This is a genomic window from Nocardia kruczakiae NBRC 101016, assembly GCF_001612965.1.
GTDB lineage: Bacteria > Actinomycetota > Actinomycetes > Mycobacteriales > Mycobacteriaceae > Nocardia > Nocardia kruczakiae.
Map to the genome: position 1 here is coordinate 158,360 of NZ_BDBL01000007.1, position 26,900 is coordinate 185,259.

The 26,900-nt window shown below is 67.6% G+C and carries 26 protein-coding genes; 16 read left to right on the forward strand and 10 right to left on the reverse strand.

What is annotated here, in order from left to right:
- The first annotated feature begins 3 nt into the window (after nt 1–3).
- Genes pheT through NK1_RS07845 form a run of 6 tightly spaced genes read left to right on the forward strand, consistent with a single transcriptional unit; the run spans nt 4 to nt 5,538 of the window.
- Entirely contained in the window at nt 4–2,505 is a 2,502-nt protein-coding gene (gene pheT / locus NK1_RS07820) for a phenylalanine--tRNA ligase subunit beta (protein ID WP_063007859.1), read from the forward strand.
- 36 nt (nt 2,506–2,541) lie between these two features.
- The gene (locus tag NK1_RS07825) at nt 2,542–2,754 is read left to right on the forward strand and encodes a ribbon-helix-helix protein, CopG family (RefSeq protein WP_062966132.1); all 213 of its coding nucleotides are present in this window, start codon (nt 2,542–2,544) and stop codon (nt 2,752–2,754) included.
- The gene (locus tag NK1_RS07830) at nt 2,754–3,098 is read left to right on the forward strand and encodes a type II toxin-antitoxin system PemK/MazF family toxin (protein WP_063007860.1); all 345 of its coding nucleotides are present in this window, start codon (nt 2,754–2,756) and stop codon (nt 3,096–3,098) included. The genes NK1_RS07825 and NK1_RS07830 overlap by 1 nt, the downstream gene beginning before the upstream one ends.
- 50 nt (nt 3,099–3,148) lie before the next feature.
- Nucleotides 3,149–3,931 carry an alpha/beta hydrolase gene (locus NK1_RS07835; protein WP_063007861.1) on the forward strand — a complete coding sequence of 261 codons (783 nt, stop codon included), beginning with the start codon at nt 3,149–3,151 and terminating at the stop codon, nt 3,929–3,931.
- A gap of 39 nt (nt 3,932–3,970) precedes the next feature.
- Nucleotides 3,971–4,456, forward strand: coding sequence for a hypothetical protein (locus NK1_RS07840; RefSeq protein ID WP_063007862.1), 486 nt, complete (start codon nt 3,971–3,973; stop codon nt 4,454–4,456).
- A 41-nt stretch (nt 4,457–4,497) separates the two neighbouring features.
- Nucleotides 4,498–5,538, forward strand: coding sequence for a hypothetical protein (locus NK1_RS07845; RefSeq protein ID WP_063007863.1), 1,041 nt, complete (start codon nt 4,498–4,500; stop codon nt 5,536–5,538).
- A gap of 50 nt (nt 5,539–5,588) precedes the next feature.
- Here the strand turns inward: NK1_RS07845 and NK1_RS07850 are convergent, their stop codons facing one another.
- The gene (locus NK1_RS07850) at nt 5,589–6,074 is read right to left on the reverse strand and encodes a carboxymuconolactone decarboxylase family protein (protein WP_063007929.1); all 486 of its coding nucleotides are present in this window, start codon (nt 6,072–6,074) and stop codon (nt 5,589–5,591) included.
- A gap of 200 nt (nt 6,075–6,274) precedes the next feature.
- Nucleotides 6,275–7,231, reverse strand: a complete 957-nt coding sequence (locus NK1_RS07855; protein WP_218023079.1) for an LLM class flavin-dependent oxidoreductase — start codon at nt 7,229–7,231, stop codon at nt 6,275–6,277.
- Between the two features lie 294 nt (nt 7,232–7,525).
- Here NK1_RS07855 and NK1_RS07860 point away from each other — a divergent pair, with 294 nt between their 5' ends.
- Nucleotides 7,526–9,067, forward strand: a complete 1,542-nt coding sequence (locus NK1_RS07860) for an amino acid permease (protein WP_063007864.1) — start codon at nt 7,526–7,528, stop codon at nt 9,065–9,067.
- Between the two features lie 35 nt (nt 9,068–9,102).
- Here NK1_RS07860 and NK1_RS07865 read toward each other — a convergent pair whose 3' ends face one another.
- Entirely contained in the window at nt 9,103–9,969 is an 867-nt protein-coding gene (locus tag NK1_RS07865) for an oxidoreductase (protein WP_063007865.1), read from the reverse strand.
- A gap of 126 nt (nt 9,970–10,095) precedes the next feature.
- On the opposite strand from NK1_RS07865, the gene NK1_RS07870 reads away from it, so the two are divergent.
- Nucleotides 10,096–10,527 (forward strand): winged helix-turn-helix transcriptional regulator, encoded by a 432-nt coding sequence (locus tag NK1_RS07870; protein ID WP_063007866.1) that lies wholly within the window; start codon nt 10,096–10,098, stop codon nt 10,525–10,527.
- Nucleotides 10,528–10,675: 148 nt separating this feature from the next.
- Here the strand turns inward: NK1_RS07870 and NK1_RS07875 are convergent, their stop codons facing one another.
- Entirely contained in the window at nt 10,676–10,882 is a 207-nt protein-coding gene (locus NK1_RS07875; protein WP_062966123.1) for a DUF397 domain-containing protein, read from the reverse strand.
- The gene (locus NK1_RS07880; protein ID WP_063007867.1) at nt 10,872–11,768 is read right to left on the reverse strand and encodes a helix-turn-helix domain-containing protein; all 897 of its coding nucleotides are present in this window, start codon (nt 11,766–11,768) and stop codon (nt 10,872–10,874) included. The genes NK1_RS07875 and NK1_RS07880 overlap by 11 nt, the downstream gene beginning before the upstream one ends.
- Nucleotides 11,769–12,491: 723 nt before the next feature.
- Here NK1_RS07880 and NK1_RS07885 point away from each other — a divergent pair.
- On the forward strand, nt 12,492–14,228 hold the full coding sequence (locus tag NK1_RS07885; RefSeq protein WP_063007868.1) for a pyruvate dehydrogenase: 1,737 nt from the start codon (nt 12,492–12,494) through the stop codon (nt 14,226–14,228).
- A gap of 62 nt (nt 14,229–14,290) precedes the next feature.
- Here the strand turns inward: NK1_RS07885 and NK1_RS07890 are convergent, their stop codons facing one another.
- Nucleotides 14,291–15,823, reverse strand: a complete 1,533-nt coding sequence (locus NK1_RS07890; RefSeq protein ID WP_063007869.1) for an acyl-CoA synthetase — start codon at nt 15,821–15,823, stop codon at nt 14,291–14,293.
- Nucleotides 15,824–16,207: 384 nt separating this feature from the next.
- Between NK1_RS07890 and NK1_RS07895 the strand changes: the two genes are divergently transcribed.
- Nucleotides 16,208–17,236: a hypothetical protein gene (locus NK1_RS07895; protein WP_157104131.1), complete on the forward strand. Its 1,029-nt coding sequence runs from the start codon at nt 16,208–16,210 to the stop codon at nt 17,234–17,236.
- 349 nt (nt 17,237–17,585) lie between these two features.
- Here the strand turns inward: NK1_RS07895 and infA are convergent, their stop codons facing one another.
- The 3 genes from infA to NK1_RS07910 all read right to left on the reverse strand — a co-directional run bounded on the left by infA (nt 17,586) and on the right by NK1_RS07910 (nt 19,897).
- Nucleotides 17,586–17,810 (reverse strand): translation initiation factor IF-1, encoded by a 225-nt coding sequence (gene infA, locus NK1_RS07900; RefSeq protein WP_223273528.1) that lies wholly within the window; start codon nt 17,808–17,810, stop codon nt 17,586–17,588.
- A complete protein-coding gene (locus tag NK1_RS07905) occupies nt 17,801–18,553 on the reverse strand; it encodes a GNAT family N-acetyltransferase (protein ID WP_063007871.1) in 753 nt (250 codons plus the stop codon). Before NK1_RS07905 ends, infA begins: the two co-directional genes overlap by 10 nt.
- Before the next feature lie 225 nt (nt 18,554–18,778).
- Nucleotides 18,779–19,897 (reverse strand): Fic family protein, encoded by a 1,119-nt coding sequence (locus NK1_RS07910; RefSeq protein WP_063007872.1) that lies wholly within the window; start codon nt 19,895–19,897, stop codon nt 18,779–18,781.
- Nucleotides 19,898–20,005: 108 nt separating this feature from the next.
- On the opposite strand from NK1_RS07910, the gene argC reads away from it, so the two are divergent.
- From argC to NK1_RS07940, 6 genes are read left to right on the forward strand one after another with little or no spacing between them, the layout of a single operon-like run.
- Complete coding sequence (gene argC / locus NK1_RS07915; RefSeq protein WP_063007873.1) at nt 20,006–21,103, forward strand: N-acetyl-gamma-glutamyl-phosphate reductase; 1,098 nt, start codon at nt 20,006–20,008, stop codon at nt 21,101–21,103.
- On the forward strand, nt 21,100–22,317 hold the full coding sequence (argJ, locus tag NK1_RS07920; RefSeq protein ID WP_063007874.1) for a bifunctional glutamate N-acetyltransferase/amino-acid acetyltransferase ArgJ: 1,218 nt from the start codon (nt 21,100–21,102) through the stop codon (nt 22,315–22,317). The genes argC and argJ overlap by 4 nt, the downstream gene beginning before the upstream one ends.
- Nucleotides 22,314–23,249 (forward strand): acetylglutamate kinase, encoded by a 936-nt coding sequence (argB, locus tag NK1_RS07925; RefSeq protein WP_084460676.1) that lies wholly within the window; start codon nt 22,314–22,316, stop codon nt 23,247–23,249. Before argJ ends, argB begins: the two co-directional genes overlap by 4 nt.
- Entirely contained in the window at nt 23,246–24,448 is a 1,203-nt protein-coding gene (locus NK1_RS07930; RefSeq protein ID WP_063007875.1) for an acetylornithine transaminase, read from the forward strand. Before argB ends, NK1_RS07930 begins: the two co-directional genes overlap by 4 nt.
- A 2-nt stretch (nt 24,449–24,450) precedes the next feature.
- A complete protein-coding gene (argF, locus tag NK1_RS07935; protein ID WP_063007876.1) occupies nt 24,451–25,389 on the forward strand; it encodes an ornithine carbamoyltransferase in 939 nt (312 codons plus the stop codon).
- 59 nt (nt 25,390–25,448) lie between these two features.
- The gene (locus tag NK1_RS07940) at nt 25,449–25,922 is read left to right on the forward strand and encodes an arginine repressor (RefSeq protein WP_030518235.1); all 474 of its coding nucleotides are present in this window, start codon (nt 25,449–25,451) and stop codon (nt 25,920–25,922) included.
- 306 nt (nt 25,923–26,228) lie between these two features.
- Here NK1_RS07940 and NK1_RS07945 read toward each other — a convergent pair whose 3' ends face one another.
- Entirely contained in the window at nt 26,229–26,891 is a 663-nt protein-coding gene (locus NK1_RS07945; RefSeq protein ID WP_063905933.1) for a TetR/AcrR family transcriptional regulator, read from the reverse strand.
- Between the last annotated feature and the right edge of the window lie 9 nt (nt 26,892–26,900).

A 26,900-nucleotide genomic window follows, 5' to 3' on the forward strand; every position in this document is an offset into this window, starting at 1 on the left:
CACGTGCGAGTAGCGCAGTCCTGGCTGACGGAAACCCTGCAGCGGACCACCCCCGGCTGGTCGCTGACCCCCGAGCAGCTCGACGCCGGTTTCGTCCGCGTGGGCCTCGAGGTCGAGGAACTCGACACCCTGCGGCCGGTCACCGGCGATATCGAGCATCCGCTGGTGGTCGGCCGGGTCGCCGAGATCACAGAGCTGACCGAGTTCAAGAAGCCGATCCGGTTCTGCAAGGTCGATATCGGCAAGCCGGAACTGCAGGAGATCGTTTGCGGCGCACGCAATTTCGCGGTCGGTGACCTCGTGGTCGTGGTGCTGCCGGGTGGTGTGCTGCCGGGGGGATTCGCCATCAGCTCGCGCAAGACCTACGGCCACGTCTCCAACGGCATGATCTGCTCGGTCGCCGAACTCGGTATCGGCAAGGATCATTCGGGCATTCTGGTGCTGGAGCCGGGCACCGCCGAACCGGGCGCCGACGCCAACGAACTGCTGGGCCTCGACGACACGGTGATCGAACTCAACATCACCCCGGACCGCGGTTACTGCTTCTCGGTGCGCGGCCTGGCGCGCGAACTCGCCTGCGGTTTCGACCTCGACTACGCCGATCCCGCGGTGCGCACGCTGCCCGACGACGAGGCCGACGCGTATGCGGTGACGGTCGAACCGGAATCCGGCTGCACCCGGTTCGCGGTGCGCAGGGTCACCGGGGTCGACCCGAACGCGGTGAGCCCGTGGTGGTTGCAGCGCCGGCTGCTGCTGGCCGGTGTGCGCCCGATCTCGCCCGCGGTCGATGTCACCAACTACGTGATGCTCGAACTGGGCCAGCCGCTGCACGCCTTCGACGCCGCGAAAGTGACCGGGCCGCTGGTGATCCGGCGCGCACACACCGGTGAGACGCTGCGCACCCTCGACGAGGCCGAGCGCACGCTCGACGCCGAAGACGTTGTGATCACCGATGATTCGGGTGTGATCTCGCTGGCCGGCATCATGGGTGGCGCGAGCACCGAGGTCGGCGACGACACCACCGACATCCTGCTGGAGGCCGCGACCTGGAATCCGCTGGCGGTCTACCGCACCGCGCGCCGGCACAAGCTGGTCTCGGAAGCGGGTAAACGCTACGAGCGCGTGGTCGATCCGGAGATCAATGTCGCTGCCCTGGATCGTGCCGCCTCGCTGCTGGCCGAAATCGCCGGTGGCACAGTCGAATCCGCGCTGACCGATGTGCGGCTCCCGGTGCCCGCCACCGAACCGATCCGGATGGATATCGATCTGGCCGACCGCACCGCGGGCGTCGTCTATCCCACCGGCACCTCGGCGCGCCGGCTCGCGCAGATCGGCTGCTCGGTCGAGGTGAGCGTCAGCGAGACCGGCCACGGTCAGCTGGTCGTGACCCCGCCGAGCTGGCGGCCCGACCTCACCCAGCCCGCCGATCTCGTGGAGGAGGTGCTGCGGCTCGAGGGTCTGGAGCAGATTCCCTCGGTGCTGCCGACGGCTCCGGCCGGGCGCGGCCTCACCGCCGTGCAGCGCCGTCGCCGGGCCGTCAGCCGTGTGCTCGCCTTCTCCGGATGTGTGGAGGTGCCGGCGCCGATCTTCATAACCGCGGGGGTCTTCGACACCTGGGGCCTGGACGCCGACGATCCGCGCCGCAACACCATGCGCGTGCTGAACCCGCTCGACGTGGAGAAGGCGGAACTGGCGACCACGCTGCTGCCCGCCCTGCTCGAGGTGGCCGCCCGCAACATCTCCCGGGGTGAGCGCGATCTGTCGATCTACGGCATCGCCCAGGTCGTCCTGCCCGGTTCCGACACCCACGCGGTGGCCGAACTGCCGGTCGACCGCCGTCCCACCGACGAGCAGATCCGCGAGCTCATCGAGTCTCTGCCCGCCCAGCCGGTGCACGTCGCCGCGGTCCTGACCGGCCGGCGGGAACCGCGTGGCCCGTGGGGACCGGGCCGGGTCGCCGAGGCGGCCGACGCGTTCGCCCTCGCCGACGCCGTCGCCGATGCTGCCGGGGTCACCATCGAGCGCCGTGCCGCCGCCTACCTGCCGTTCCACCCGGGCCGCTGCGCGGAACTGCTGGTCGACGGCACGGTGGTGGGCCATGCCGGTGAACTGCATCCGGCTGTCCTCGAGCGCAGCGGGCTGCCGCCGCGCACCTGTGCGCTGGAACTGGATCTGGACGCGCTGCCGCTGCGCGAATCCCGGCCCGCGCCAGTGGTTTCCGCCTTCCCGGCGGTGCTGCAGGACGTGTCGGTGAGTGTCGAGAAGACCGTCGGCGCCGCGCAGGTCGAAACGGCGCTGCGCACCGGTGCGGGCGAGCTGCTCGAGGACATCGCCCTGTTCGACGTCTACGAGGGCGCCCAGGCGGGCGAGGGCCGCAAATCCCTCACCTACGCGCTGCGCTTCCGTGCGAGCGACCGCACCCTCACCGAGGACGAGGCCAGCGCGGCCCGCGATTCCGCGGTCGCGGCGGCGGCCGACGCCGTCGGCGCGGTTCTGCGCGGGTAGTGTGAACCTTATTCCTACCCTGGTAGCATTACGGGTATGAAGCTGAGTGTGAGTCTGTCGGAGGACGACCTGGCGACGATCGACGAGGAAGTGTGTCGGTCGGGTTTGCCTGGTCGGTCCGCCGCTGTGCACAAGGCCATCGAGCTGCTGCGTGCCCGCGCCCTGGAAGATGCCTATGAACAGGCGTGGGAAGAGTGGGAAGAAGCGGGCGAGGAAGCTGCCTGGTCGGTCGCGACCGGTGACCTGTAGTGCGGCGCGGGGACGTCGTGCTGGTCGACCTCGACCCGGTTCGAGGAAACGAGGTGGCGAAGACTCGTCCCGCCGTCGTCGTCAGCAACGACGGCGCCAACCGGCGTGCCGTACAGCTCGGCCGCGGTGTTGTCACCGTGGTGCCGGTGACAAGCAACACGGAGAGAATCTTTCCGTTCCAGGTGCTGTTGGAGGATGTCCCAGGGTTGCGAGTGGCGTCGAAAGCGCAGGCCGAACAGGTTCGTTCGGTATCTGTGGAACGGGTAGGGCGGGTGCTCGGCACCTTGCCACCCACGCTGGTCAAGGAACTGGACCGGGCGCTACGCCTGCATCTGAACCTGTGAATTCGGTGGCCGGGTGGAGACTCGGCGGTGGTTCGCGTTAAGAAGGGACTATGCGACATCCGGCCGAGGGCGTGCTCAACGCGCTGACGTTCCATCCCGAACGTCGGATCACCATGACCCCCGAGCAGTTCGGGTTCGACCACGACGATCTGTGGCTGACCGCGGCCGACGGTGCCCGGATCAACGCGTGGTTCGTGCGCGCCGAGAAGCCGATCGCCCACGTGCTCTACGCCCACGGCAACGGCGGCAATATCGGCGACCGCTCGCCGATCCTGGCCTTGCTGGCCGCCGCGGGCCTGAACGTGCTGACCTTCGACTATCGCGGTTACGGTCGCAGTCCGGGCCGGCCGAGCGAACGCGGACTGTATCTGGATGCCCGGGCCGCCCGCCGGGCGCTGCTGGAGCAGTCCGGCGTGGATCCGAAACGCGTTGTCTACCTGGGCAAGTCGCTCGGCGGCGCGGTCGTCACGGAGTTGGCGACCGAGTATCCGCCCGCGGCGATGATTCTGATGTCCACCTTCACCGGACTGCGCGAGGCGGCCCGCGCGGTCTACCCGTTCATCCCGAAACCGTTGGTGCCGAACGCCTTTCCGACGTTGCAGCGGCTCCGCGCGCTGCGGGTGCCCACGTTCGTCATGCATGGCGAGGCCGACGAACTACTCCCCGTCGAGATGGGCCGCACCTTGTACGCGGCGCTCGCCGAGCCGAAGCGGTTGCTGATCTACCCGAACGCCGGACACAACACCCTGGTCTCGATTCCGGGGTGGTCGGGAACCGTATCGGCGTGGGTTCGCGACGTTCTCGCGAACGTGGAATCGGTGACCGGCGAGTGAAATCGGCCGGACCGCGGTCGCGATGCGTAGCCTGGGAGCATGTCCGACACCGGTGATATGGCGGCCCTGCTCGCCGCGCTGCAGGATGAGGATCTGCTCGAGGTCGTGGTCACCGCGACCACGGGCCGGCCGGGTCTGGAGAAGTTGCATCTTACCGCGGTCGAACTGGCGGCCCGTCCCACTCGTGCCGAGCCCGAGGCGGATGTGACTTCGGACACTCCCGGTGCTGCCGCGGCCGTGCCGCCGCCGATCTCCGGCGGATTCGGGCAGGTCGCGGTGGGCTCGGGCGTGCCGCTGCCGCCGGAGGGCTTCGGTGTGCCCGGTGGGTACTCCGAATCCGGAGTCCCTACTTTCGAGTCAGTTCGCGATAAGGTCGAGCAGCGCTACGGCACCGCCCAGGGATTGGGCGAACTCGACCGGCAGACACCGGCGGGCCGCAGCGCCGACGAACAATGGCAGGCGCGGGAGAAAGCCGCGCGGGAACGCCTGGACGAGATTCGGAAGTCGATGCGCGACGACGTGTGATTCCGGCTGGTCCGGCGGTCCGGACAGCTGAAGGGGAACCGATGACCGCAGCACAGGACGTCGCCGCGAAACTGCTCGACGCGCAGGTGGACTACCTGCTGGCGGAGGTGACGGGAGATCGGTTCGCCGAGGTCGTCGCCCGCGATGTCGACGATGTGCTGGCGGTCGCGGACACGATCGTCTTTCGCGATGTGGTGTCCGTCGAAGACGCTCGCCAGACCGTGCGCACCGTCGTGAACCGCATCGGCGGCAGCCCGGTGCTCCAGGATTCGGTGGCGGTGTTCGCCGACGCGATCTACGACAATATCGCCGAGAACAACGACTACACCCTCGGCGACGTCGTGGACCGCGAACCCGTGGAAGCGTTGCTGGAGAAGATCTTCGGCATGCATCAGGCCCAGGAGCGCCTGCTGGAGCGGCTGACCGAAAGCCCGCTGGTGGCGACGGCGGCGTCCAAATTCGTCGACAAGCTGATCGATGACTTCATGGAGTCGAACCGGCAGATGGCCAGCAAGGTGCCGGGCGTCGGATCGCTGGTGTCGTTCGGCACCAACGCGGCCAAGTCCGCGCGCAAGGCCGCCGAGAAGGCCAGCAGCGGCACCTTCATCGGTGATATGGCCGGTAAGGGTGCGATGTTCGCCCTCAAGCGCACCAACAACGCGATCCGGGAAATGCTGCGCGACGCCCCGGTGCACGGCGCGGCGATGGAGTTCTGGGATCTGCACGCCGGTGAGCCGGTCAGCGGCCTGCGCGACTACCTGACCCAGGCCGACCTGCGCGAACTCGCGCTGCTGGTGCACCGCATCGTCGTCACCACCCGCGACAAGGAGTACGTGGGTGTGCTCCTCGACGAATGCGTCGACGTGTTCTTCACCAAGTACGGCGACCACACCCTCGGCGCGCTGCTGCCCGAACTCGGCCTGTCCGCCGACGACATCCGCACGGAGATCCTGCGATACGGCCCCGCGGTGGTCGAGGCGGCGAAACGAAACGGCGTGCTGGCCAAGCTGATTCGCGAACGCCTCGAACCGTTCTACACCTCCGAGCCGGTGCTGGCGATCCTGGCCGAGGCCACGAAGTAGCGGTCCGGCCCAGGTCGACTACCCGGGCCGGGTCGCGTTTCGCTCGCCGATCAGCCGTCGATATCGGCGAACATGCCGGGCTCGTACGAGCCGCCCTGCTGGCGCACGATCACGCCGAGCCGGTTGGCCGCGTTGATCTGCGCGACCAGGCCGACCAGCGCCGCGATCTGATCGTCGTCGTAATGCTTGCGCACCTGCGCCCACGTCTCGTCCGAGACTCCCTGGTGGGCGTCGGCGAGACGGGTGCCCTCCTCGGCCAGCGCCAGCGCGGCCCGCTCCGCCTCGCTGAACACCGACGCCTCGCGCCACGCGGCGACCAGGTTGATGCGCACCGCGGGTTCGCCGGCCACAGCGAGGTCCTTGCTGTGCACGTCGGTGCACCAGCCGCAGCCGTTGATCTGGCTGACGCGCAGCATCATCAGGTCCTGGGTCGCCTTGGGCAGGGACGACTGGAGGATGACCATGCTGGTGTTGCCGAATCGCTTGGCGAACGTGGCGCCGAGTGCATTGTCGGTGAGGGTGAAACGGGGTTCCATGACGTGGTCCTTGCTGTCGTGATCGGTGAACGAACACAAGATGCCGCTCGCACGATCGGTGTGACAGTGCGGGAAAGTGAGGTGCGGCATAGGTATTCGGTGTCACAAACAGCGGTCGCCCGCCGTCGGGTTCGCCGCGATCCCGATGGACCGCGGCGCGCGTCGACCCGGCTCACCCGAAGCCAGCGCGGGATCACGTGTCAGTGCGAAATCGTCACGGGCCGCAGCAGGGATTCGATCAGGGCCAATTGCCCGGTGAAATCGGCCGGGTCCAGGGCGGCGATGCGCAGGAGGATGTGTTCGGCACCCGCCTCGATGTACCGATGCAGTTGCGCCGCAACGTGTTCGGCGGTGCCGGTCAGCAGGACCTGAATCGTTTCGACCGTGTCCACCGGCATCCGGTAGGTCGCCTGCGCGTAGCGGTCCAGCGCCGCCCGGCCGGCGTGCGGGTCGTCGCTGAGGTAGACCGTGGCGAACAGTGCTGGTGTGATCGATGTTTCGGTGCGTCCGGCGGCGGTTGCGGCGGACCGGACGGTGGCCAGGCCCTCGGCATAGGTGGTCACATCCGGCGGGTAGGGCAGCCAGCCGTCGTAGCGCCGTCCGGTCCGGGCGAGCGCGGCGGGCGTGATGCCGGTGGCCCAGATGGGCGGCCCGCCCGGCCGATGCGGCTGCGGCACGTCCGGCAACCAGTCGTAGTGGAGGACCTTGCCGTGGAACGGGTCGGTGTTGCCGGACCACAGCCGCCGCCACAGGTCGACGGTGTCGTCGAGCTGGGAGAAGCGGGTTCGGTAGTCGACACCGACCAGGTCGAATTCGGCTCGGCTGAGTTCCGGGAATCCGGCGCCGACGCCGAGGATCAGCCGCCCCGAGGCCAGCTGATCCAGCGATGCGAGGGTGGCGGCGGCCTGCACCGGGTGCCGGTACGCCGGCATCAGCGCCGCCGTCCCGAGAGTGATCCGCTCGGTCCGCGCCGCCGCGGCCGCCAGGACGGTCAGTGGTTCGATCCGGGCCCGGCTCAGCGAATCGCCCAGCCATACCGAATCGAATCCCATACGTTCGGCTGTCACCGCCAACTCGGCCAGGCCGCGGGCCGCGCCGTCGCGCTGCAGCTGCGCGACGCCGCCGGGAAGGAGTAGGCCGTATCGAATGTCGTTCACGAGCTCAGCGTCGGCGTCCGGGTGCCGCGCGACAACTCCTTCGAGGGTATCGCCGGGTGCCGGCGCCGGGCGCATCGGCGATCGCCGGACCCGGAACGGCAGGACGGTTCCGCGACAACGAATTTCGCGTCGTCGAATTCGCCTCCATTGGTTTGAATTCTCGGCCCAGCGGGTAATGGGACTCACTCGGTGAGAACCAACCGCACGGTATTTCGATATTCCCACTCCTGAACGTAACGCTGTGCGGCAGTACGTTGTTTGAAGATTCAATGTTGTCCACCGGAAGGTCCGGTCATGAGCACAGACCACCGACCCGTCGAATTGTCGGCTCTGGCCGCGGCGTTGCATACCGAGCAGGACGGCTACCGAAAGTCGTTGCGCAACCGTCAATTGCAGATGATCGCGATCGGCGGAGTGATCGGCACCGGACTGTTCCTCGGTGCGGGTGGACGTCTCGCCGATGCAGGTCCAGGGCTTTTTCTGGTCTACGCGGTCTGCGGTGTCTTCGTCTTCTTCGTGCTGCGGGCGCTGGGGGAGTTGGTGCTGTACCGGCCGTCATCCGGATCGTTCGTATCCTACGCGCGCGAATTTTATGGCGAGAAACTCGCTTTCGCCGTCGGCTGGATGTATTTCTTTCACTGGTGTATGACCGGCATCGTCGACATTACCGCGATCGCGACATATGTCCGATATTGGGGTGCGTTCACGGTGGTGCCGCAGTGGCTGATCGCACTGGTGGCGCTGATCGCGGTGGTCGGCACGAATTTGATCTCGGTGCGGTGGTTCGGGGAACTCGAATTCTGGGTGGCGCTGGTGAAAGTCGTCGCCCTCATCGGATTTCTGATCGTGGGCACGGTCTTCCTCGCCGGCCGATTCGCCCTCCGGGGCGAGTCCACGGGGGTGAGCGTGATCACCCATCACGGCGGACTGTTCCCGACCGGTGTGCTGCCGCTCGTCACGGTGACCACGGGCGTCGTCTTCGCCTATGCGGCAGTGGAATTGGTGGGAATCGCCGCGGGGGAGACCGAGAATCCCCACGAGGTGATGCCGCGGGCCATCAACTCGGTCATCACCCGCATCGGGGTGTTCTACGTCGGCTCCCTCGTCCTGCTGGGACTGTTGCTGCCCTACACGGCCTTTCGTGACGGCGAGAGCCCGTTCGTCACGTTCTTCGCCCGCATCGGCGTCCCCGCCGCCGGGTCGATGATGAATCTGATCGTGCTCACCGCCGCGTTCTCCAGCCTCAACGCGGGCCTCTATTCCACCGGCCGCATCCTGCGGTCGATGTCGGCGAACGGCAGCGCCCCCGCCGTCGCCACCCGGATGTCGCGCACCGGCGTGCCCTACGTCGGCATCCTGGCCACCGGCGCCATCGCGCTGATCGGCGTCGGACTCGATGCGGTGGTGCCGGACAAGGCATTCGAGATCGTCCTGAACGTCTCCGCCCTCGGCACCATCGTGTCGTGGATGGTGGTGCTGCTCTGCCAGCTGCGCCTGTGGCGCCGCTGGTGGGACGGCATCTCCCACCGCCCCGCCTACCGCATGATCGGCGCCCCCTACACCGGTTACGCCACCCTCGCCTTCCTGGTGGCCGTGATCGCCCTGATGGCGTGCAGCAGCGACCCGATCCAACGCTGGGCGGTCGTGGCGACGGTCTGCGTCATGGGACCGGTGCTGGTCGGAGGATGGTTCCTGACGCGGCGAAAAGTGTTGCGAATAGCCGCCATTCGCCACGACCATACGGGGCAGTTCCCGGTGGTCGCCGAGCGCCCGTGGCCAGGGCGGCCGGCGGAACCCCAAGTGATCGTGGAAGATCCGGGCCCGCGCGGTGGATGAGCGGCCGCAGGGCGAGCGGCTCCTCGACGGCATGGTCAGCGAGCGATTCCGTCCAGCTCGGCGACGTCCTCATCCGACAGCGAGAGCCCGGCCCCGGCGATGTTCTCGCGCAGGTGAGCCGCGGACGACGTACCGGGAATGAGCAGAATGTTCGGTGCGCGCCGCAACAGCCAGGCCAGCGCCACCGGCAGCGGCGCGGCACCCACCCGGGTCGCGACCCGGGCGAGGGTCTCCGACTGCAGCGGTGTGAAGCCACCGAGCGGGAAGTACGGTACGTAGGCGATGTCGTCGTCGGCGAGCCGGTCGATGAGGTCGTCGTCGTGGCGATGGCCGAGGTTGTACATGTTCTGCACGCACACGATCGCCACGATGCTCCGCGCCTCGGCGACTTGATCCGCGGTGACGTTGCTGACTCCGAGATGGCGTATCAGCCCGTCTTGCTGAAGGTCGGCGAGCGTCTCCAATGCCGCTGCGAGCGAGCCGGGCCGGGGGCCTGCGGCATCGCCCATGCGCAGGTTGACCAGGTCGAGCGTCTCGACCCCGAGCGACCGAAGATTCTGGTGCACCTGTTCGCGTAAGTCTTCGGGACGCCGGGCCGTAGGCCAGCCGCCCTGCGCGTCGCGGCGCGCTCCGACCTTCGTGGCGATGTACACCGTGTCCGGGTAGGGGTGCAGCGCCTCGCGGATCAACTCGTTCGTCACATCAGGCCCGTATGCGGCACTGGTGTCGATGTGGGTGATACCGGCATCGACTGCCTCGCGCAGCACGGCCAGCGCGCCGTCGCGGTCGGTGGGCGGCCCCATGACCCCGGGGCCGGCAAGCTGCATGGCGCCGTAGCCGAATCGGGTGACAGTCGCGTCGCCGAGCATCCGGGTACCGCCGGGAAGGAGGGGTGCGTTCACGTGGTGCCTTTCGTCTCCGATCGGGAGGAGGTGTCTGCGACCTCCTGGCACCATTGTTGGAGAGCTACTTCCTTTCGGGAAGTAGGCACTCGAAAGTGCGTAACTCTCCGATGAAAGGCGAGACCGGTGACAGCGAAGGTATTCGAGGGGGCTCGAAGCAGTTCGGAGTACAACGCATTCCTGGCGGCGTGCCCCAGTCGTCAACTCCTCGATCGAATCTCCGACAAATGGGTCGTGCTGATTCTGTGCGCGTTGAGCGGGGATGCGGGCGACGCGTCCGATCGGCCCGGTGCCCCGAGAGCGATGCGTTACTCCGAACTGTCTCGCCTGCTGGTCGGAGTCAGCCAGAAGATGCTGACCCAAACCCTGCGGGCTCTCGAGCGTGACGGTCTGCTCACCCGCACAGTGACGCCGACGGTCCCGGTCACGGTCACCTACGAGCTCACCCAACTCGGCCTCTCACTCCATCACTTGACGCGCGGCCTCCGATCCTGGGCACAGGACCACATGGGCGAGGTGATGGCCCACCGTGAGAGCCACGACGCTCGCAGCTCATGAGCGGACCGGACGGCGGTGGTGCGTGAGCGGTGAACCACCGTGCAGCACAGATCGATTCAGGACAGCAAAGTCCCGAAGCTTCGTGAAGACGGCCACACGACAAGGGCGTTCGGGTTCAATGGCCCGAACGCCCTTGTGGTGCAGAAGGTCAGGTGAGGTCGAAGCCGCCGCTCTCGAGGCGGGCGGTGAACGCGTCCCATTCGGTGGGGGCGAACACGAGGGCGGGGCCGGTGGGGTTCTTGGAGTCTCGGACGCCGACGTGGCCTTCGCTCAAGTGCGCGACCTCGACGCACTCCTTCTGAGACGTGCTGCGGCTGGACTTGAACCATTGGGCGCCGGATAGATCAATGTTCACTCGCGAACTCCTTCGCTACCGCCAGGATCAGATCTCTGGACATGTCCTGATCCAACGCTACACGGCTGATCTCCTGCAGCGCAGCACGATAACGGTTCACTTCGGGTTCGCGTTCGAGGTACAAGTCCCCGGCGAATTCTTCGACATAGACGATAGGTGGCTCGGTGATCCTGGAGTGCGGAAGCACGGGGAACTCCATCAGGATCGCCGAGCCGACGCACGAACCGAGGTGGTTCGACGCTCCGAAGGGGACGACGCGGACCGAAACATTGGGCCTCTGAGCGACTTCCGTGAGGTGCAGTAGCTGGTCGCACATGACAGCCGGCCCGCCGATGTGGTCACGCAGAACCGCTTCCCACAGCAGGACGTCCATCGTAAAGGCGGGGTCGTCGAGACGTGCTTGTCGATGCGTTGCCATCTCCACTCGCTTCTCGATCTGTTCGGAGGGGGCGGCAGGTGACTCGGTCCAGGCTATGGCTCGGCGATAACTGGCTGTCTGGAGGAGTCCGGGAACGATCGCGACCTTCCAGGCGACCATCTTGCTGGCGGCCTCCTCCAGAGAGAGGTAGTGGTCGAAGTCGGTGCCGAGTTCATCGGCATAACTCCTCCACCAACCTCCGCCGCGCTCTCGCGAAGCTCGCACCTCGGACACCAGCCTCAACAATGTCCGCCGGTCTTCATCCGACGCTCCATAGAAATCACACAGCGCATTCACCTGCAGCCCAGTGGTTCTCGTGGACAGCCCCTCTTCGATGCGGCCGATGGATTGGGGTGAGGTTTCGGCGGCGCGGGCGGCGGCGGCCTGTTTCAGCCCCTTGGCCTCGCGGAGGCGGCGCAGTTCGCGCCCCAAAGCGCGGCGGGCGAGGGTGCTGCCGGTGACGGACATATTGTTAGCCTCCCTAGTGATCGAGCCTGTTTCTGGAAGCCACCCTGTGGTGGCGTTCGAAGTTCTGTCCCCGTAGTGAATGTCCGGGATCCGTGAAAGACATTCGGGCGCTTGCCCATTCCGGATGCGGGACGTTTCGAGTGTACTGGCATCGGCCTCGGTAGCCGGGAAGAACCAACCGCCGAATTCCTCTCGCTTTTCACAGGACGGTGGTCTCGTGCCCCGGCTATCGGGCATACCATCACCGAAAACGGCAGGAGCGCACCGATGTACGTCCGATCACCGATCACGTCGAGATCACGGCGGTGATCGCTCGACGTCGCCCGCGCGTTGTCGGTTGTATTCGCAATCCGGTGCCACGGTCGGACTGCATATCGAGACCCGTTGTCCACCAGCATCTTTGCGTGTGCGAGATCGAGGCGGAAGACGGCTCGGCTCACCGGCAGGTTTGCGCTGTGAATATTCAAGGAGCAATTTCTCTGACGGTCGCCGAGCCTGTCCGTGAATCGCCTCCGGCATCGAATGTGGGGCCGAGTCCCGGCGTTCTTCCCGAAAATCGCCCATCCTTCGGCGAACATCCAAGCGTGACGTCCGACGCCATTTCCATGTCGCCCTGCCCGGTAGTATTCGTGGCGATCGCGAATCTGTTCATCCGGGAAGGGAGCTTCGGCTCCGGGCGAAGGCGAATACGCCGGCGCCGATCACAGCGGTGGAGGAGAGCGCATGGCGAAAACGAATGTGGCCGATCAATTCGTGCACGTTCTCGTACAGGCCGGAGTGCGCCGGATCTACGGCGTGGTGGGGGACAGCCTCAATCCGATCGTCGACGCGGTGCGCCGCACCCCGGACATCGAATGGGTGCATGTGCGCAACGAGGAGGCCGCCGCCTTCGCCGCGGCGGCACAGGCGCAATTGACCGGCCGCCTGGCCGTCTGCGCGGGTAGCTGCGGTCCGGGCAACACGCACCTGCTCCAGGGCCTCTACGACGCGCACCGCACCGGAGCGCCGGTGCTGGCGCTGGCCTCCCACATCCCCTCCGACCAGATCGGCACCCAGTTCTTCCAGGAAACGCATCCCGAACGGCTCTTCGTCGAATGCAGCGGGTACTGCGAAATGATCAGCCGGCCCGAGCAGATGCCGCGCATGCTGCGGATCGCGATCCAGCATGCGCTGGCTCGCCACGAGGTGTCGGTGGTGGTCCTGCCGGGCGATGTCGCGCAGTTGGATACCGCGCATCCGACCGGCGAGACGAGTCTCGTCTCCGAACTCGGCCACGTCATGCCCGCCGCCGAACAGGTGCAGGCGCTCGCCGACGCGCTGAACGCGGCGCGCACCGTCACGCTGTTCTGCGGTGCCGGCGTGCGCGACGCGCACGAGGAGGTGATGCGGCTCGCGGAACTGCTGCACGCGCCGATCGGACACAGCCTGCGCGGTAAGGAATGGATCCAGTTCGACAATCCCTACGACGTGGGAATGAGCGGTCTGCTCGGCTACGGCGCCTGCTACAACGCGATGCACGAGGCCGACCTGGTCGTGCTGGTCGGCACCGATTTCCCCTACGACGAATTCCTGCCGGGAACCAATACGGTGCAGATCGACCACGACGCCGCCCGCCTCGGCCGGCGCACGCCGCTGCAACTGGCCGTGCACGGCGACGTCCGGGAAACCCTGCGCGCGGTTCTACCCCTCCTGAAGCAGAAATCCGACCGCGAATTCCTGGATCGCATGCTCGGCGAGCACTACCGGCTGCTCGAGCAGGTCGTCGACGCCTACACCCGAAATGTGGCCGACCACAAACCGATTCACCCCGAATACGCCGCCGACATCCTCGACGAACTCGCCTCCGACGACGCGATCTTCACCGTGGACACCGGTATGTGCAATGTGTGGGCGGCGCGCTATCTCACGCCGAACGGCCGTCGCCGGGTGATCGGGTCGTTTCTGCACGGCACGATGGCCAACGCCCTGCCGCATGCCATCGGCGCGCAATTCGCCTATCCGGACCGGCAGGTGATCTCGATGTCCGGCGACGGCGGATTGGGCATGCTGATGGGTGAGGTACTCACCGTGGCGCTGCACCGGCTGCCGGTCAAGATCATCGTCTTCAACAATTCGTCGCTGGGTATGGTGCGGCTGGAGATGCTGGTGGACGGCCTGCCGAATTTCGAAACCGACCATGCCCCAGTCGATTTCGCCGCGGTGGCCCGCGCCGCGGGCATCCATGCGGTGCGAGTGACCGAACCGTCCGCCATCCGCGCCGCCCTCGCCGAGGCGCTGGCACATCCGGGTCCCGCGCTGGTCGACCTGGTCACCGATCCGAACGCCCTGTCCCTCCCACCGCACATCACCGCGGCGCAGGTACGTGGCTTCGCGCTCGCGGCCAGCAAGATCGTGCTCACCGGCGGGGTGGGCCGCATGATCGACATGGCTCGATCGAACCTGCGCAACGTGCCGCGCTGAAAAGCGCTGCTTGCCAAGGAGACTCGTGGTTGCCGGGCGAGGCGAATCCGCCCGGCCGACTCTCACACGTACTGCTCGCGCAGCTTGCCCTTGACCAGCTTTCCCGTCGGTGTACGGGGCAGTTCGTCGGCGAAATCGACGCTGCGCGGCACCTTGTAATGGGCGATGCGCTCGCGCAGGAATTCGCGAAGTCGTTGCGCCAGTTCGGGTCCCGGCTCCGCGCCGGGGGCGGGCTGGACGACCGCCTTCACCGATTCGCCCATCTCCTCGTCGGGGACGCCGATCACCGCCACATCGAGGACGTCGGGATGCAGGGCCAGGGCGTCCTCGATCTCCTGCGGGTAGATGTTCACCCCGCCGGAGATGATCATGAACGCCTTGCGGTCGGTCAGGAACAGGAACCCATCGGCGTCGATGTAGCCGATATCGCCGGTGGTGGTCCAGGTCGGGTGATCCGGGTGAATCGCCTTCGCGGTCTTCTCCGGATCGTTGTGGTAGTCGAACGGGACTTCCTCGCGTTCGAAGTAGATGGTGCCGATCTCGCCCGCGGGCAACTCGCGCCCGTCGTCGTCGCAGATGCGCACCGCGCCCAGGCCCGCCGGCCCGACCGAGCCGGGTTTGCGCAACCACTGCTCGCTGTCGATGAAGGTGGCGCCGTTGCCTTCGGTCGAGGCGTAGTACTCGTACAGCACCGGGCCCCACCAGTCGATCATCGCCTGCTTCACCTCCACCGGACACGGCGCGGCGGCGTGGACGGCGACCCGCATACTCGAGACGTCGTAACGGGCACGCACGCTCTCGTCGAGTTTCAGCATGCGCACGAACATCGTCGGCACCCACTGGCTGTGGGTGACGCGATAACGTTCGATCGCGGCGAGGGCCTGTTCGGCGTCGAAGCGCTCCAGCACCACCACGGTTCCGCCGAGGGCGTGCACCACACCGCCGAACCGCAACGGCGCGGCGTGATACAGCGGAGCCGGCGACAGGTACACGGTGTCGGTGTCGAATCCGTAGAGCGGGCCGAACACCGCGGTGTAGGTGTCGCCCGGCGGATCGCCGACCTGACGATCGGGCAACGGGTGTTTGATGCCCTTCGGGCGGCCGGTGGTGCCCGACGAATAGAGCATGTCGGCGCCGCGCGGCTGATCCGGCAGCGGCTCCGCCGAGGATGCGGCCAGCGCCTTGTCGTACGAGTCGTATCCGGGAACAGGGCCGCCGAAGGCGAGCCGGATCGCGACCTCGGGTGTCTGCTCGACGACCCGCTGGGCCACATCCGCCAGCTCCGCCGACACGATGAGCGCCCGCGCACCGCAGTCGTTGACGATATAGCTGATCTCGTCCGCGGACAGGTGCCGGTTGACGGCCGTGATGTAAAGGCCGGATCGCAACGCCGCCCAGTAGACCTCGTACACCTCGAGCGTATTGCCCGACAGCAGCGCGACGTGATCGCCCTTGCGCAGGCCCGCGTCGTAGAGGTGACGCGCGAGGCGAACCGAGTTGTCCTCGAGTTCGCGGTAGGTCAGCGCCGCACCGCTCTCGGCCAGCACGACCGCCGGTTTATCAGGGAAACGATCGACATGCGCACCGGGGTACATCCTGCTCCTCCACAACACCGCCGACGGCCCGCACACGACCGCCGGTCGAGAGGGACCTGCCTCGCCGCCGCGACACCGGCCCCGCCGAGACACCGTCCCGACGAGCGCGACGATAGCGGAAAGTGAACGACGATTCGTGAGTTATCGCCAAACTTCCGTCCAGGTTCGCGGAGTGTGGACGGGTGGCCGGTAGCCCGTCGGGAGGGTGGGTCGGAGTAGCTGACAGCTGGTCCGGCGGGTGTGCGTTGATCGGCAGCCGGGCGTCCCTTCCGCGGCGGAACGACGGTGGCCCCGAGAAACCGGCGCGTTCATCGTCGAACCCGCGCGGACCTCGGTACTCGCTTAGGCTGAGCCACAAGCGATGTCGACAAGGAGTCCCGACCGATGGCGAACCCGTACCAGCCCGGATATCCCGCACCGCAACCACCGGGCTGGGGTATTCCGCCGAATTACCCTGGCGCTGCGTCGTTCTCGCGTCGTGAAGCTGCGGGTAACCGCGCTGTCGCCGATGTCGTGGCGGGCATCGCGTCGGCGGTCGCGGCCATTCTCGGTGCGGCGCAGTCGATATGGGGATTGATATCCGCGCACGGTTACGGCTTCTGGGAATACGGAAACGGTGTGCACGTCATCGTGTTCTGGGTGTGCTCGCTGACCGCCCTGGTCGGCGGCATTCTGCTGGCCTCCACCGGCTCGCGTCACCGACGAGTCCGCGTCATCGCGTCGCTGGGTTCGGGTGCCGTGTTCATCGCGACCGCGCAGGAGGTCCTCACCGTCTGCTTCGTCCATTACATGCGCCTGTCCGACAGCGGAAACTGGTTGGTCATCCCCACAGCCGTCGCGATCCTCACGGCTGTGGGAGCTCTGATCGTCGGGACGCCGGACACCCCGCCGGCACGTGTCCCCGGTTACCCCGGCGTGGAGCTCCATCCGGGCGCGACGGCTCATCCCGGCACGCATATGTCACCGCCGACTCCCGCGCCGCAGCCCTGGTCAGCGCATCCCGGCGCAGCAACACCTGGCTATCCTGTCGCGTCCACTCCCACGCCTCATGGCTGGCCGTCGTATCCGGGCGCGGCTGCTCCCGGCTATCCGGGTGCCCTCACGCCGGCCTATCCGGGAGCGCCGGACTACCCGCTCGCTCCGTCGGGCGCCCAGGGAGATCCGAACGTCGCTGCCGGTCCGCACCCGAGCGCCGGTCCGTACGCAGCCGGTACGCCGTGGCCCCAAGCCGGGACGCCATCGGCCCAAGCTCACCAGGCCGCCGCACCGGCCGCGGGCGCGGGGGCGGGTCCGCAACCGGGTTACGCATCCGCACCGGAGCAGCCCGGCGGCACCGAATCATCCTCCGACCCCACGGTCCATGCCGGCCCGAGTGGCGCGCCGCCTTCGGAACCGCGTCTGCCTCAACAGTGAGCGGGGCCGCGCATGTGGCGGAGACGACGGCCGTCCCGTGCGAAGCACCGAACGGCCGGCGGATGTTCGGTGCGGACCGAACGGCTGGTGGGTGTCCGGGCCGAGTCGCACTCCACGCACATGGCTCGAGGGGTCGGAATGCCCCGCGGGTCTCGACCCGGCGTAACCGCGCGCGATAGTCGGCGGTGACGGTGAACTAATCGTGCAAACCTCATGGATTTCTGCGGTTTTCCGCCATTGCCGCGGAGGTTTGCACGAAAAGTTCAGCCCTGGACGGCCGACCTTTGCGCAACGGCGCGTGGGCTCGTTGCGCAGAGCGCCGAGTTGAACTTCGCCGCTCTACGCGGCACTAACTCCGATAGCGGAACAGGATTCGCCCCCTGGTCAGGTCGTAGGGGCTCAACTCCACCAGAACCCGGTCGTCCGGGAGGATCTTGATGTAGTTCATCCGGACCTTTCCGGACAGGTGGGCCAGGACCTGGTGGCCGTTGGGCAGTTCCACCGTGAATGTCGCATTGCGCAGGCATTCCACGACGTGCCCCTGAACTTCGATCGCTCCCTTCTTCATCGCCACACCAACTCCAGCGTGCTGTTCGACCGCTCGGCGCCGATGCCTTCGAACAGGGCGGTGGCCGCCGTGTTGGATTCGTCGATTTCGGCCGCCGCCCACGTCTTCCCGGCACGGTGCAGCGTGCTCAGCGCCCGGCCCAGCAGGGCGCGGGCGATGCCGCGCCGGCGTGCGTCGGCACGGACCGCGACCAGTCCGATACGCGGCAGCCGAGTCGGTTGTGCCACCCGGCACAACCCGACGTACCGGCCTGCCTGCGCCGCCACCACGTAGTTCGCCGGATCGATCGGTGGGGATATCACCTCGGCCGGCATGGTGTGCCAACCGGCGGTGGACTCGACTTCGGCGCGTACGGTGCGGTCCAGTTCGCGCAGCGAATGGGCTTCGGCCGCACCGAAATTCAGGATCTCGATGTCCGGCGGCGGTGCCGAATCGAGTCCTGTGATCACCGGATCGGTGGGTACCCGGTATTCCCATTCGCGCCGCCGGGTCGCGAGACCCGCCCGGCGCCATCGCGTGGTCAGTTCGAGATCGGCCTCGTCGACCAGCGTGTACAGCGGTTTCGGCAGTTCGGCCAGCATGGCGCCGGCGAGGCGATCGAAGGCCTCGTCCTGCCAGGAGTCGATGCTGAGAAACAGTCGCCCATCGGGCCGCGGTGACGCCTCACCACTACCGACCATCCGGTCGCCGGTCAGCGCATGCCACTGCCGGTCCGCGATGCGCGTCACCATGAGTTCGGAGGAATGCATTGTCGTCCCCTCTCGGGATCGCTCGGACGAGCACTCCCGATGACGACGTGCGTCACACGTCCGATCGTGAGAACGGGGAGCGCCCAAGGAATGCCGTGAAAATGGGACTCACCCCCTCGCGTGATCAGGTCGGACCGCAAGAGGCTATCAACTCGGCTATCCGCCGCCAACCCATTTTCCGAGCACCCCGCCCGGGTTCCGGAACGGCGCCTCCCGGCCCGTCCCCTACGGCCGCACGAGCTCGTAAGACGTACTGCGGCCGCCGGATTCCGATCTGCGCAATACACCGAGCTCCACCAGTTCGGTGATATCCCGCAACGCGGTATCCGGTGAGGTCTTGGTGATGATTGCCCACTTGCGAGTGTTGAGTTTCCCGTCGAAGCCGTCGAGCAGCCGGTTCAGCATGGCGATCTGACGGACGTTCATCGTCGTCTGACCCCAGTTCCTCCAGAACTGTGCCTTCGCCAGGACGGAGTCGACAGTCTCGGCGGCGCCGGTGATCGCGCGATCCAAGGCGCCGAGGAACCACAGCAGCCACTCGGTCACGTCGAGCGAACCCTTCTGAGTTCTTTCCAGCATCGCGTAATAGTCCTTGCGGTCTCGCTGGATCTGGGCCGACAAGCTGTAGAAACGCCGGGAACTGTGGTCGGCTCGCGCCAGCCAGAGATCGCCGATCGCCCTCGCTATCCGTCCGTTGCCGTCGTCGAAGGGATGGATCGTCACGAACCACAGATGCGCGAGCCCTGCCTTGATCAGTGCCGGCTCGGTCGCATCGCGGTTGACCCACGCCAGGAACCGCTCCATCTCGACGGGAAGACGGTCGGCCGGTGGCGCTTCGAAATGCACACGCCGCCTCCCGAAAGGGCCGGAGATCACCTGCATAGGCCCGGCATCGTCGGTGCGCCACCCTCCGATCCTCACCTTGGAGATGCCGGAATATCCGGTGGGGAAAAGCCCGGCATGCCAGCCGAACAATCGTTCGGCTGTGACCGGGTTCGTATTGTGGACCGTGGCGTCGAGAACCATTTCGACCACACCGTCCACATGCCGGTCTGCCGGAACGACTGCGCCGATATCGACGCCCAGATGACGGGCGATCGACGACCGGACGGAGGCCGCGTCGAGCAGTTCACCTTCGATTTCGCTGGTCTTGACCACGTCGGAGGTGAGGGCGGCCAGGTTGGCCTGATCCTGGACCGCTTCGTCGCTGTCGGCGAGCCGTCCGAGAAGATAGCCCTGCTGGTGCGCAACCTGGGCGAGGGGCCCCGCGAGGCGTGCGACATCGTAGGTCAGCATCGGCCAGTCGCCTCGCTGCCAGATGTATCGCCGCTGCGGAGAGGTCATGCGGCGATCCTATACGTTATTCGCCGCAAAATCTGCGGTGAATAGAGGTACATGCGGTTCCCGCACCCCGCTCGTGAATGAGCTTGCATGATCGTGCATAATCATCACATGGCGGATACCTCGAGTGGGCCCGTGGTGCGGGTCGCGGTAGCTGGTGCGAGCGGATACGCGGGCGGTGAGGTCCTGCGTGTGCTGCTGGGGCATCCGGAGTACCGAGCCGGGCGCCTCGAGATCGGGGCGCTGACCGCGGGATCCAATGCCGGGACCAAGCTGGCGCAGTCGCAGCCGCATCTGCTGCCGCTGGCCGATCGGGTGCTCGAGGCGACCACCCCGGAGGTGCTGGCCGGGCACGACGTGGTGTTCCTCGGGCTGCCGCACGGGCAGTCCGCGGCCATCGCGCAGCAGCTGCCGGAGTCCACGGTGATCATCGACTGCGGCGCCGACTTCCGGCTCACCGATCCGGAGGACTGGGAGACCTACTACGGATCGCCGCATGCCGGCAGCTGGCCCTACGGTCTGCCCGAGCTGCCCGGCGCCCGCGAACAGCTGCGCGGGGCTACCCGGATCGCGGTGCCGGGCTGCTATCCGACGGTGTCGAGTCTGGCCCTGGCACCGGCGGTCGGGGCAGGCATCGTCGAACCGGATGTGACCGTGGTCGCGGTCAGTGGCACCTCGGGCGCGGGCCGCAAACTCGACGTGGGTTTGCTGGGTTCGGAGGTGATGGGCTCGGTCCGCGCCTACAACATCGCCGGCGCGCACCGGCACACCCCGGAGATCGCGCAGAACCTGAAGGCAGCGGCCGCGGCGACGGGCGCCGAGATCGGCGATGTCACAGTCTCTTTCACGCCGGTGCTGGCCCCGATGCCGCGTGGCATCCTGGCCACCTGCACCGCGCGCCTGCGCCCCGACGCCGCGGGTGCGGTGGCCGACCTGGCCGCCGCCCGCGCGGTCTACGACAAGGCCTACGGCGACGAACCGTTCATTCACCTGTTGCCCGAAGGTGTTCTGCCGCAGACCGGTTCGGTGGTCGGCTCCAACGCCATCACCCTGCAGGTCGCCGTCGACACCGCCGCACGCACGCTGGTGGTGATCGGCGCGATCGACAATCTGACCAAGGGCACCGCGGGCGCCGCGGTGCAATCGATGAATCTCGCTCTCGGTCTCGACGAGACCGCCGGACTTTCCACCGTAGGAGTGGCACCGTGACCGACACCGATATCGCCGGCGGCAAACTGGTCCGCACCCAAGGTGTGACCGCACCGCTCGGATACCGGGCCGCCGGCATCGCAGCCGGCATCAAGGCCAACGGAAAGCTCGATCTGGCACTGGTTTTCAACGAGGGGCCCGACTATGCCGCGGCGGGCGTCTTCACCCGCAACAAGGTGAAGGCCGCGCCGGTGCTGTGGTCGCAGCAGGTGCTCACCAGCGGGCGTCTGCGCGCGGTGATCCTGAACTCCGGCGGCGCCAACGCCTGCACCGGGCCGGGCGGATTCCAGGACACCCATGCCACCGCCGAGGAACTGGCGAAAGCGTTGAGCAACTGGGGAACCGAAACCGGGGCGGGCGAAATCGCGGTCTGCTCGACCGGTTTGATCGGTGACCGGCTGCCGATGGACAAACTGCTGCCCGGGGTGACCGAGATCGTGCACGAGATGGCGGGCGGCCTGTCCGGCGGCACCGATGCCGCGCACGCCATCATGACCACCGACACCGTGCCCAAACAGGCCGCGTTCCACCACGCCGACAAATGGAACGTCGGGGCGATGGCCAAGGGGGCGGGCATGCTCGCCCCGTCCCTGGCCACCATGCTCGTGGTGGTCACCACCGACGCCGCCGCCACCCCGCAGCAGCTGGATACCGCGCTGCGCAATGCGACCCGATTGACTTTCGACCGGCTCGACGTCGACGGCTCCTGCTCGACCAACGACACCGTGCTGCTGCTGGCCAACGGCGCCAGCGGCGTCACCCCGAGCCAGGAGGAACTCGACGCCGCGGTGCTGGCGGTCTGCGACGACCTCGCCGCACAGCTGATGGCCGATGCCGAAGGCGTCACCAAACGCGTCGAGATCACCGTCACCGGGGCGATGAGCGAGGACGAGGCGCTGATCGCGGCCCGCGCGGTCGCCCGCGACTCGCTGGTCAAGACCGCGTTCTTCGGCTCCGACCCGAACTGGGGCCGGGTGCTGGCCGCCGTCGGCATCGCCCCGATCGAATTGGATCCCGATCGGGTCACCGTGTCGTTCAACGGAAATCCGGTGTGCGTCAACGGAACCGGCGCTCCCGGCGCGCGCGAGGTGGATCTGTCCGGCCCCGATATCGCGGTGCTGGTGGAACTGGGCCTCGGCGAGGGCACCGCCACCGTGCGCACCACCGACCTCTCGCACGGCTATGTCGAAGAGAATTCGGCCTACAGCTCATGACCACCGAAGCGACACCGGAGATTCCGGTGACCACTCAGGATCTGTCGGCGCTGGACAAGGCCCATGTGCTGGCCGGCGCGCTGCCGTGGCTGCAGAAGTTCCGCGACAAGATCGTGGTCGTCAAATACGGCGGCAACGCCATGATCGACGACACCCTCAAACACGCCTTCGCCGCCGATATGGCGTTCCTGCGCACCGTCGGTGTGCACCCGGTCGTGGTGCACGGGGGTGGCCCGCAGATCAGCGCCATGCTGAAGAAACTGGGGTTGCAGGGCGAATTCCGCGGCGGCTTCCGCGTCACCACCCCCGAGGTGATGGATGTGGTGCGGATGGTGCTGTTCGGTCAGGTCGGCCGCGAACTGGTCGGGCTGATCAACGCGCACGGCCCGTATGCGGTCGGCATCTCCGGTGAGGACGCGCGGCTGTTCACCGCCACCCGCCGCACCGTCACCGTCGACGGCGAGCAGACCGATATCGGCCTGGTCGGCGACGTCACCGCCGTCAATCCGGACGCGGTGCTGGATCTCGTTCGCGCCGGGCGCATTCCGGTGGTGTCGACCATCGCGCCCGATGCCGACGGCGTGGTGCACAACATCAACGCCGACACCGCCGCCGCGGCGCTGGCCCAGGGCATCGGTGCGGAAAAACTCGTGGTGCTCACCGATGTCGAAGGCCTGTACACGAATTGGCCCGACCGCTCGTCGCTGACCACCCATATCGACACCGCCGCCTTGGCCGCACTGCTGCCGAGCCTGGACGCGGGCATGGTGCCGAAGATGGAGGCCTGCCTGCGCGCCGTCGAGGCCGGTGTCCCGACCGCACACGTCATCGACGGCCGGGTGCCGCATGCGGTACTGCTGGAACTGTTCACCGGGGAAGGTATCGGAACGATGGTGACCCCACCCGAGACGGCAGGAACGACGAACTCATGAGCGACAACGTCACGAGCACGGAGCAATTGCAGCAGCGGTGGTCGTCCGCGCTGATGAACAACTACGGCACCCCGAAGGTGGCGCTGGTGCGCGGCTCGGGCGCGGTCGTGTACGACGCCGAGGGCAATCGGTACGTCGACTTCCTCGGCGGTATCGCGGTCAACAGCCTGGGCCACGCCCATCCGGCGATTCTGGAGGCCGTCACCCAGCAGCTCGGCACCCTGGGCCACGTCTCGAATCTGTATGTCAGCGAACCGGTTCTGGAACTGGCCGAGACGTTGCTCGCACATTTCGGTGACGGACACGGCCGGGCGTTCTTCTGCAATTCGGGTACCGAGGCCAACGAGGCGGCGTTCAAGATCGCGCGCCTCACCGGACGGCACAAGATCGTCGCCTGCGACGAGGCCTTCCACGGCCGCACCATGGGCGCGCTCGCGCTGACCGGGCAGCCATCGAAGCGGGCGCCGTTCGAGCCGATGCCCCCCGGTGTCGTGCACGTGCCCTACGGCGACGCCGCGGCGCTGGCCGCCGCGGTGGATTCCGATACCGCCGCGGTCTTCCTCGAGCCGATCATGGGGGAGAGCGGCGTGGTCGTGCCGCCGCTGGACTATCTGGCCGAGGCGCGGCGGATCACCTCCGAGCACGGCGCGCTGCTGATCCTCGACGAGGTGCAGACCGGAATCTGCCGCACCGGACCGTTTTTCGCGCATCACGCCGCGGGCATCGTGCCCGATGTGATGACGCTGGCCAAGGGGCTCGGCGGCGGCCTGCCCATCGGCGCGGTGCTGGCGCAGGGCCCGGCGGCGGAGCTGCTCACTCCCGGCCTGCACGGCACCACCTTCGGCGGGAATCCGGTCAGCGCCGCGGCGGCGCTGGCGGTGCTGCGGACCATCGACGAGCAGGGACTGGCCGCCCATGTCGAATCGGTCGGCAAGACGCTGATCGACGGTATCGAGGACCTCGGCCACCCGCTGATCGACCATGTGCGCGGCGCGGGGCTGCTCATCGGAATTCAACTGACCCAGGATGTTTCGGCGAAAGTCGAGGCGGCCGCGCGCGCCGCCGGCTATCTGATCAATCCGCCGAAGCCGAATGTGATCCGGTTGGCCCCGCCGCTGATCCTGGCCGAGGCACAGGCGCAGGGTTTCCTCGCCGATCTGCCCGGCATCCTCGACGCGGCTTCCCAGGAGAGTGAGTGACCATGGTGCGGCATTTCCTGCGTGACGACGACGTCACGCCCGCCGAACAGGCCGAAATCCTCGCGCTGGCAGCGGAATTGAAGGCGGCGCCGATCTCCCGGCGGCCGCTGGAGGGCCCGCGCGGCGTGGGTGTGATCTTCGAGAAGAACTCCACCCGCACCCGATTCTCCTTCGAGATGGGTATCGCGCAACTGGGCGGGCACGCGGTGGTCGTCGACGGCCGCGACACCCAGCTGGGCCGTGAGGAGACCCTCGCCGATACGGGCCGGGTGCTCTCGCGTTATGTCGACGCCGTCGTCTGGCGGACCTTCGAACAGCACCGGCTCGACGAGATGGCCTCGGCGGCAACGGTTCCGGTGGTGAACGCGCTGTCGAACGAATTCCATCCGTGTCAGGTGCTGGCGGATCTGCTGACGTTGCGGGAGCACAAGGGCGAGCTGGCCGGTCGCAAACTCACCTACTTCGGCGACGGTGCGAACAATATGGCGCATTCGCTGCTGCTGGGTGGCGTCACCGCCGGGCTGGACGTCACCATCGCCGCGCCCGAGGGTTTCCGGCCCTACGACTGGGTGCTCGAGGCCGCCCGCAAGCGGGCCGCCGACACCGGCGCCACGATCACCCTGACCGACGATCCCGTCGCGGCGGCCACCGGCGCCGATGCCCTGGTCACCGACACCTGGACCTCGATGGGGCAGGAGAACGACGGCCTCGACCGGGTCGGCCCGTTCCGCCCGTTCCAGCTGAACGCCGAACTGCTCACCCATGCCGCATCGGATGTGGTTGTGCTGCATTGTCTTCCGGCGCATCGCGGCGAGGAGATCACCGACGAGGTGCTCGACGGACCGCACAGTGTGGTGTGGGACGAGGCCGAGAATCGCTTGCACGCGCAGAAGGCGCTGCTGGTGTGGTTGCTGGAGCGACGATCGGGCGGTGCGGCGTGAGCACGGCGAGAGCGAACGGGTCGGCCGCCGGATCGGAGGGTCCGCGCACCGGCCCGGCCATCGCGCGCACCCGCGCCGGGCGGCAGCAGCGCATCGTGGAACTGTTGTCCGCCAACGCGGTTCGCAGCCAGACCGAGTTGGCGGCCCTGCTCGCCGACGAGGGTATCGAAACGACCCAGGCCACGCTGTCGCGCGATCTGGACGAGCTCGGCGCGGTGAAGCTGCGCGCGGCCGACGGTGGCGCCGGCATCTACGTCGTCCCCGAGGACGGCAGCCCGGTGCGCGGCGTCACCGGTGGTACGTCCCGGCTCTCGAAACTGCTCGGCGACCTGCTGGTCTCCACCGATCACAGCGGTAATCTCGCGGTCCTGCGCACGCCGCCGGGCGCGGCGCACTTCCTGGCGAGCGCGCTCGACCGCGCGGCGCTGCCCGAAGTGGTCGGCACCATCGCGGGCGACGACACCATCGCCGTGATCGCCCGCGAACCCATGACGGGTGCGGAGCTGGCCGCGAAGATCGAACACCTGGCGTAGAGGCCCGATTCCGCGCCGGATCGTTTCCGACGCGAAGGGGTTGGGCCTGCAACGGACTCGCCGGCCGGTCGTTTACCCGCGCGTGGCGAAGGACGCCGACGGGCCGGCAGTCCGGCCGCGACCGGCGCCGGGGCTCGACAGCCGTGATCGCGGGTCATGGGGTTCGCGTCCCGCAGACCGCTCGAGGTCGACCCCGCGCGTGTGATCGTCGTATTCGACGGCGCCGTCGGTCATTGGGGCGGAGCCCGCTCCCGGTCGGGTACGTCCCAGCTTCCCGGTCGGATATGTCCAGCTGAGGGGTGCGGATTACGTTCCGGGCCGACGTTGCGTCCGGCCGGCAGATCGGCCCGGCGAGGACGCCTCCGTCGGCTCGGTCAGTCCGAGGGCCGCTCGAAGTGCCGCCCTCCCGCGTTCGGCGGCGCGGGGATCCTCCAGCAGTTGTATTTCCTGGTTGACCGCCATCGTGATTCCGATGACGGTGGTGACCAGCTCGTCGGCCGGACGATGAGGCCCATCCGATTCCGCCTGGTACGCAAGGATTTCGGATTCCAGCGCTGCGCGGGCGCTTGTCACGTACGCGCGCAGACGCTCGCGCAGTGCTCCGGGGCGGCCGTCGAGTTCGGCGGAGGCCGCGGTGACGAAACAGCCTCCCGGAAACGGGCATTCGGCCAGATAGCCGATCCAGTTGTCGACCAGACGCGTCAGCCGTTCGGTGCCCGGCGGTAACCCGTCCAACGGGGCTGTCACCGCCGCTCGAAAGATCTTCCCGGCCTGCTCCACGGCGCTCAGCTGCAACTGCTCACGCGATCCGAAGGGCCCCACGACCCCGGCCTTGCTCATCTCCAGACTCTCGGCGAGCGATCCGATGGTCACCCCCTCCACGCCGATCAGCGAGGCCTGTTCGACCGCGGCCGAGATGATGCGCTCCCGGGTGTGCGCGGCGTCCGCGGCGGAACGGCGAGGTGACATGAGCCCAGC

Bases quoted from the DNA above. Each gene is read 5' to 3' on its own strand.
- NK1_RS07905 (WP_063007871.1), bottom strand. From the start codon at position 18,553: ATGCATTCCTCCGAACTCATGGTGACGCGCATCGCGGACCGGCAGTGG.
- NK1_RS07840 (WP_063007862.1), top strand. From the start codon at position 3,971: ATGTCCGACACCGGTGATATGGCGGCCCTGCTCGCCGCGCTGCAGGAT.
- NK1_RS07910 (WP_063007872.1), bottom strand. From the start codon at position 19,897: ATGACCTCTCCGCAGCGGCGATACATCTGGCAGCGAGGCGACTGGCCG.
- argB (WP_084460676.1), top strand. From the start codon at position 22,314: ATGACCACCGAAGCGACACCGGAGATTCCGGTGACCACTCAGGATCTG.
- NK1_RS07825 (WP_062966132.1), top strand. From the start codon at position 2,542: ATGAAGCTGAGTGTGAGTCTGTCGGAGGACGACCTGGCGACGATCGAC.
- NK1_RS07945 (WP_063905933.1), bottom strand. From the start codon at position 26,891: ATGTCACCTCGCCGTTCCGCCGCGGACGCCGCGCACACCCGGGAGCGC.
- NK1_RS07880 (WP_063007867.1), bottom strand. From the start codon at position 11,768: ATGTCCGTCACCGGCAGCACCCTCGCCCGCCGCGCTTTGGGGCGCGAA.
- NK1_RS07860 (WP_063007864.1), top strand. From the start codon at position 7,526: ATGAGCACAGACCACCGACCCGTCGAATTGTCGGCTCTGGCCGCGGCG.
- NK1_RS07930 (WP_063007875.1), top strand. From the start codon at position 23,246: ATGAGCGACAACGTCACGAGCACGGAGCAATTGCAGCAGCGGTGGTCG.
- argF (WP_063007876.1), top strand. From the start codon at position 24,451: ATGGTGCGGCATTTCCTGCGTGACGACGACGTCACGCCCGCCGAACAG.
- NK1_RS07895 (WP_157104131.1), top strand. From the start codon at position 16,208: ATGGCGAACCCGTACCAGCCCGGATATCCCGCACCGCAACCACCGGGC.
- NK1_RS07850 (WP_063007929.1), bottom strand. From the start codon at position 6,074: ATGGAACCCCGTTTCACCCTCACCGACAATGCACTCGGCGCCACGTTC.
- argC (WP_063007873.1), top strand. From the start codon at position 20,006: ATGGCGGATACCTCGAGTGGGCCCGTGGTGCGGGTCGCGGTAGCTGGT.
- NK1_RS07835 (WP_063007861.1), top strand. From the start codon at position 3,149: ATGCGACATCCGGCCGAGGGCGTGCTCAACGCGCTGACGTTCCATCCC.
- NK1_RS07885 (WP_063007868.1), top strand. From the start codon at position 12,492: ATGGCGAAAACGAATGTGGCCGATCAATTCGTGCACGTTCTCGTACAG.
- NK1_RS07845 (WP_063007863.1), top strand. From the start codon at position 4,498: ATGACCGCAGCACAGGACGTCGCCGCGAAACTGCTCGACGCGCAGGTG.
- NK1_RS07890 (WP_063007869.1), bottom strand. From the start codon at position 15,823: ATGTACCCCGGTGCGCATGTCGATCGTTTCCCTGATAAACCGGCGGTC.